General features: G+C 43.3%; 4 protein-coding genes. 1 reads left to right on the forward strand and 3 read right to left on the reverse strand.

The genetic code is table 11. The annotated features are described in order from the left end of the window. Positions 1-248: 248 nt before the first annotated feature. Positions 249-944: an aldehyde oxygenase (deformylating) gene (locus tag PX481_RS21550; protein ID WP_288095909.1), complete on the reverse strand. Its 696-nt coding sequence runs from the start codon at positions 942-944 to the stop codon at positions 249-251. 229 nt (positions 945-1,173) lie between these two features. Continuing rightward, on the reverse strand, positions 1,174-2,634 hold the full coding sequence (gene zds, locus PX481_RS21555; protein ID WP_288054702.1) for a 9,9'-di-cis-zeta-carotene desaturase: 1,461 nt from the start codon (positions 2,632-2,634) through the stop codon (positions 1,174-1,176). 137 nt (positions 2,635-2,771) lie between these two features. Between zds and PX481_RS21560 the strand changes: the two genes are divergently transcribed. Further along, positions 2,772-5,210, forward strand: a complete 2,439-nt coding sequence (locus PX481_RS21560) for a glycosyltransferase family 39 protein (protein WP_288095912.1) — start codon at positions 2,772-2,774, stop codon at positions 5,208-5,210. Here the strand turns inward: PX481_RS21560 and PX481_RS21565 are convergent. Further along, positions 5,202-5,414: a hypothetical protein gene (locus tag PX481_RS21565; protein ID WP_288095915.1), complete on the reverse strand. Its 213-nt coding sequence runs from the start codon at positions 5,412-5,414 to the stop codon at positions 5,202-5,204. The genes PX481_RS21560 and PX481_RS21565 overlap by 9 nt on opposite strands. Positions 5,415-5,835: the final 421 nt, after the last annotated feature.

A 5,835-nucleotide genomic window follows, 5' to 3' on the forward strand; every position in this document is an offset into this window, starting at 1 on the left:
AAAAATCTAATCCCTGGTTAGCATATTCAGGATAACCTAGATCGTCGGCGACCGATTGGGCGTGTTCTAAACTGGTAAGATGACCTATAAGACCAAACATTGATTGTTCTTTCGTTAGACTAGATGGCACTAGATAAAAATTAGGATATTGCTAAGAAATCGTTAAGACTCTTAAATATAATACACAAAAGAGCCGCTCTGTGTTGAGCGGCAGCAGGGGAAAAACAGGAAATCTCGACGCTCAAGGTTTAGACAGCAGTTAATCCGTAGGCAGACATCCGCATAATATCACGGGTGCTGAAACCAATATTGCTTAAAGCTTCCCCGTAGCTAATCATAAAGTCTTCCACGAGGGCCTCTTTTTCCATACCGAGGACGCGAGCATCATCCTCGACTTGATTGAGCATTCTCCAGACAATGGGAAGATTAGCTCGATTTGCGGCTTCTAATTCCTTTTTAGCGGTTTCAAAGTTCGCTTTTAGCCATTCTTCGCCAAAATTGAGATGTAAATATTCGTCTTTAACTACGCCTTCAGTAATTTTACGAGCAAAAGGATCAGCAACAGGAATATAAATATTATAGGCAGCGATCGCGAAAGCTTCGATAATCAAAGATTGGATTAATAAACAGGTGACAACTTTACCTTCTGCGTAGGCAATTTGGAAGTTCTCGTGCAGAGAGGAAAAGAATTCTCTGGCATAATCCATATCAGGAGTGATTTGCAAATTTCGGCCGCAAGCTTGAAAACCTTTCATGTGACGGTTTTCCATTTTTGCCAGACGGTGTAACTCTTCTTTGTTATCGGTGAGGATGTCTGCTAATTGAATATAATTGCTATTGGCCTCGTATTCGCCTTCAATAACGATGGCATTAATGCGACTATAGGCTGATTTATAGGTTTCGCTGGTGAAATCAAGCTCTAATGGTACAGCAAGCTCTGGCATAAACTCGATTGACTCCTATTTCTGACGAGATTTTTCCGACGTTCTTTCCAGTCTAGGGTAAGCCTTCTAGATGGAGTGATCTTTTTACGAGTCTAGCTTGATCGGTCTTTTTTGTATAGCTTGGCCTGAGGGGCTGACTTGCCAAGTTAGCTATAGCGGTTATCTTTTGCCACTGAAAACAAGTTTAGAGGCAATCCCTTCTCAAGGGAGGAGATTGCTGGCTGTTTGCTCAAACCGTGGCTAAAGATTTCCGGCGCTCGGCCTGTTGTAGGATCGCTTTGGCTGCCTGTTTACCCGATAAAGTGGCTCCTTCCATGCTATCAATGTAATCCTGTTGGGTATAACTGCCAGCCAGGAAAAAGTTAGCAATAGGAGTCGCTTGCGAGGGACGATAGACATCCATACCAGGTGCTTCCCGATAGAGACTCTGGGCTAATTTCACCACACTAAACCAAGTCATCTTTAACTCCCGGGAGGAGGGAAATAACTTGTGGACTTGCGCTAAAACGTGCTGGGCGATATCTTCATTTTTAGCTTTAATAAAAGGATCCCCGGGGGTTAAAACCAACTGTAATAAAGAACCTTCTCCGGGGCGATAATAATCCCTAGGACTGGTGAGAGCAAGATCTGCAAAACAGGAAAAATCCGCTTGGTGGGTGTACAAAAGATTGTCAATTCCCACCGCTTTTTGCAGTTGTCGGCGTTTTTCGGCATCATTTAACTCCGTCACCCAACCGTCAAAACGCAATTGTACCGTAGCGACGGGGACGGCTTCTAGTCGGAAAATATTGTCAAAAATCGGCATTTTTCGCCAATCTTGGGGAATAAGACGCTGAATACCGGGGACATCACCAGCGCAAACATAGGCATCTGCGGTGATAGTTTCCGTGGTTTCTCCGTTAGCGACGATCATGCCATTAACTTGCAGATTTTCGCCCTCTCCAGAATAGAGAATTTCCCGCACCTGACGACGGGTAGAGATTTTGGCACCCCGGGCCTCCAGATAGTTAATAATCGGTTTATGCAGGTATTCGTGGGGGGAACCTTCTAACATCCGCAGGACGGAAGCTTCGGTTTTAGCGGCAAAAAATTGGAAAATCGTCAGCATACAACGGGCCGAGATATTTTCCGTATCGATAAATCCTAACGCGTAGGCGATCGGATTCCACATTTTTTTTAAACTGCCTTCATTACCGCCATGGCTACGAAACCAATCGGCAAAGCTAATCGAGTCCAGATCCCGAATCGTTTTCATCGCTCCTTGAAAGTCTATCAGACCGCGGACAATGGGACTTGTACCTAAGGCCAGAGAATTAAAGATTTTATCGGCTGCTGAGAGTTGGGAGGAGGTAAAAAAGGCTTTTAAACCGTTAAAAGGCGCACCCGCGGCGAAACGAAAGTCTAATTCGCCGATTTTTCCCCCTTCGTTGATAAAAGTGTGGGTGTGTTCTTTGAGCAGTAGGGATTGAAAAGCGCCCACTTTTTTCATTAACTCAAAAAGATTATAGTAACAACCAAAAAAGACGTGCAAGCCCATCTCGATGTGATTACCGTCCGCATCTACCCAACTACCGACTTTTCCACCGACAAAGGGACGAGATTCTAAGATTTCTACTGTACAGCCCGCATCGACCAGATCGATAGCTGTTGCCATTCCCGCTAACCCTGCACCAACGATCACCACTCGCATTTGTCAAGTTCCTGTTACAATTTTTCACTAAATCTTTATTTTACCCTGATCGGTCTGGTGTTTCTTGCTGGCGATTTTTTCAGGGGCGCTTGAGAGCGTGGCAGAATAATTGAGAGTTGCACTAGGGAGAAGTCATTTTGAAGCGATCGCTAGAGGGGAGACAGGGATTAATTATTGTCAGTATTATTTGGATATTGGGGATATTAGTCGATAGATTCTGGTTTAGTCTCGATCATACTATTCCTGCTTGGGATCAGGCCGATTATCTCAACGGTGGGATTATCTATAGCCAAGCTTTCCAAAATCCGCGCTGGTTTGATGGGGATTGGTGGCGCGGTTTATGGCTAATGTCCCCGAAAATTCCCCCTTTAACCTATCTTTTAACGATTCCCTTCTTTAATCTCTTTGGTATTAGCCTTGATGCGGGTATGTGGGTAATGGCTATCTATAGCGCCCTACTGCTCTTTTCTGTGTACGGATTGGGAATTATCCTCTTTAATGGGACTGTAGCACTCTGGGCGGTCTTAATCTGTCAATTTCTCCCGGGTTTATACTATTATCGCCTCGAATATCTCTTAGATTTTCCCTTAGCGGCAATTGTAACGTTTTCCTACTTATGCTTGACATGGTGGCGATTTAGTGGTCAAGGCTGGCTAAAAGCGATCGCTTTCGGGATTTCTTGCGGTTTAGGGATGTTAGTCAAACAAACCGCCCTATTTTTCCTCTTTTTACCGATTTTGTGGGTATTGGGCGAAAATCTCCGGCGAAAACGTTGGGGTAATCTAGCGCAATTAATGCTGAGTTTTTTGACGGCAGCATTGCTAATGTTTCCCTGGTATCGGACGAATTGGTTATTAATGTTAACCGCGGGCAAACGTGCCACGGTAGATTCGGCGATTTTGGAGGGAGATCCGCCTCTTACCAGTCCAGATGCCTGGACATTTTACGCCCAAGTTTTACCCTATTTTCTTTCTTGGGTATTGTTATTAGTTCCTGTGGTGGGATTATTAATCTCCTTACGTCATAGAAAAACCGAAGATAAGGTTAATCGTCCTGTGTGGATTTGGTTAGGAGTTTTTCTGCTGGGGGGATACCTATTATCATCCCTAAATATCAATAAAGATGCTCGTTATATTTTGCCGCTTTTACCGACTTTATCCTTAATTTTATCCGTTGGTTTATTATCTTGGCGTGGTCGTTTTGCCCCTGGTATCCGTTGGGGAACGATAACTATTGCCGCTATCCTCACCAGCTTAAATTTATTTCCCTTGGGGGGAGAGCTAATTACTAACGTTTTCAGTCCCGAATTACAACACCATCCCTATTTAAAAACCGGCTGGCAACAGGAAGAAGTAGTTAAAGAGATTCTAGCCGATTCTCCCTATCTTCGCAGCACTCTAGGGGTTTTACCTTCCACCCCCGAATTAAATCAACATACTTTCTCTTTCTACGGTGGTAAACATAATTCCCAGGTTGCCGGCAGACAGGTGGGAGTTCGGGAAGAAGATATCGAAAAGGATGTCAATTCTTTAGATTGGTTTTTAACTAAAACTGGTGAACAGGGTTCCGTCCCCGATGTCCAGAAAAAAATTGTTAATCGAGTCGCCACTGGACCAGATTTCCAAGTGGAAAAAACTTGGCAGCTACCGGATGATAGTACCCTGTCCCTACACCGAAAAATATATCCTTCCGTCACGGTTAACCCCCTTGAAAATGCGCCAAAACGGGTGGAATTAAGAGAGATTACCCTTGCCGAAAAAGCTTCTCCTAATCAACCCATTCCCGTGGTTTATAAATGGGCAGGAGACTGGCAACAATTAAAGTCAGGGATAGTAATTTTAACCTGGCAAGAAGTGGACGGTAAGGATTATTGGATGCACGATCATGGTATTGCTATGGGGGGATTAATGGCAGAAAAATTAACTCCAGAAGAGCAACAAAAAGGTTTTGAAGTCACTGAAAAAACCGCCATGCAGTCGGCAGCAACCCCCGGAGTTTATCGCTTATCTGCTGTCTATCTCAATCGGGAAACTGGCGAAACCTATCCAATTAAAACTAATGCTCAAATTACCATCGATCCTCAAGTTCCCAAGTTAGCAACGCCCCAATTAGATTTAGTGACCCAATTGCGCTTAAAGTCTGCTAATATTGGTCAAGGATTAACGGGTATTGAGCCAATTTTTGAGTTAACTAATCGTATCAATCAATACGATTCGATTCAGGATTATGTGCTGCAAGCAGACAAGGCTTTTTCCTATCGTTTACAGCAACAAAACCCCCCCGATAAATTATCTTTAGCCTACGGATTAGCAATTTCTAAGGTACTACAACAGGATGTGGCAGGGGCAATAAAAGCCACGGAGGAAATGATTAAAATTGACCCCCATAATCCCTATCATTATGCTTATCAGGGTTTTATTTATCTCTACGATTGGCAACCGCAAGCAGCCCAAAAAGTCTTAGATAAAGCTAGACAATTAAATCCCGATAGTGAGGAAATTAAGACTTTAAATGCAGTGGCTGCCTTGATGGGGGGAAATCTCGTTAAAGCTTGGCAATTATGGCAGTCAAATTAAAATAGAGTGGGAAGTGGGGTGTCGGGTGTCGGGTGTTGGGTGTCGGGTGTCGGGTGTCGGGTGTCGGGTGTCGGGTGTCGGGTGTCGGGTGTGGGGAGAATAAATAAAAATAATCTCCCGTCTCCCGTCTCCTATCTCCTGACTTCTGACTTCTGACTCCTGACTTCTGACTCCTGACTCCTGACTTCTGACTCCTAACCCCATGGTAGATGTTGGATTTTTGCAGGAGTTCTATTTTCCGACAAAGATAAGCAAAAATTATTTATTGACTGCAAACACTTGAGAATATTTAAATTAACATTCCGCAATATTTATAAAATCTTAAGAATTAATTGAGAAAGATTTTTATTTAACAACGATGTTATTATGGTAACAGCGATTTTACTGAATTTCATAATGGGGTATTCTGTGCTTTTTTGGGCAGCAGTGGTTGAAACCGTTGCCACACCTAGAAGGTAATCCTCATTAAGACAGGTAAATGAGTCAATTTCACCCACAACGATGATCTTTTTTTTATGTAGTTTTATTGCAAAAAAAAAGTTTTTTTGACAAAAAGCACAAAGTATGATAGTCCCCAACGTATTTCTGGCTGCGAGTAATTATTGTAGAGAGGGGAGAAAAAAGC

Source organism: Microcystis sp. M53603_WE2 (assembly GCF_030065435.1).

Coding starts and splice junctions, on each gene's coding strand:
- zds (WP_288054702.1), bottom strand. CDS start 2,634: ATGCGAGTGGTGATCGTTGGTGCAGGGTTAGCGGGAATGGCAACAGCT.
- PX481_RS21550 (WP_288095909.1), bottom strand. CDS start 944: ATGCCAGAGCTTGCTGTACCATTAGAGCTTGATTTCACCAGCGAAACC.
- PX481_RS21565 (WP_288095915.1), bottom strand. CDS start 5,414: ATGGGGTTAGGAGTCAGAAGTCAGGAGTCAGGAGTCAGAAGTCAGGAG.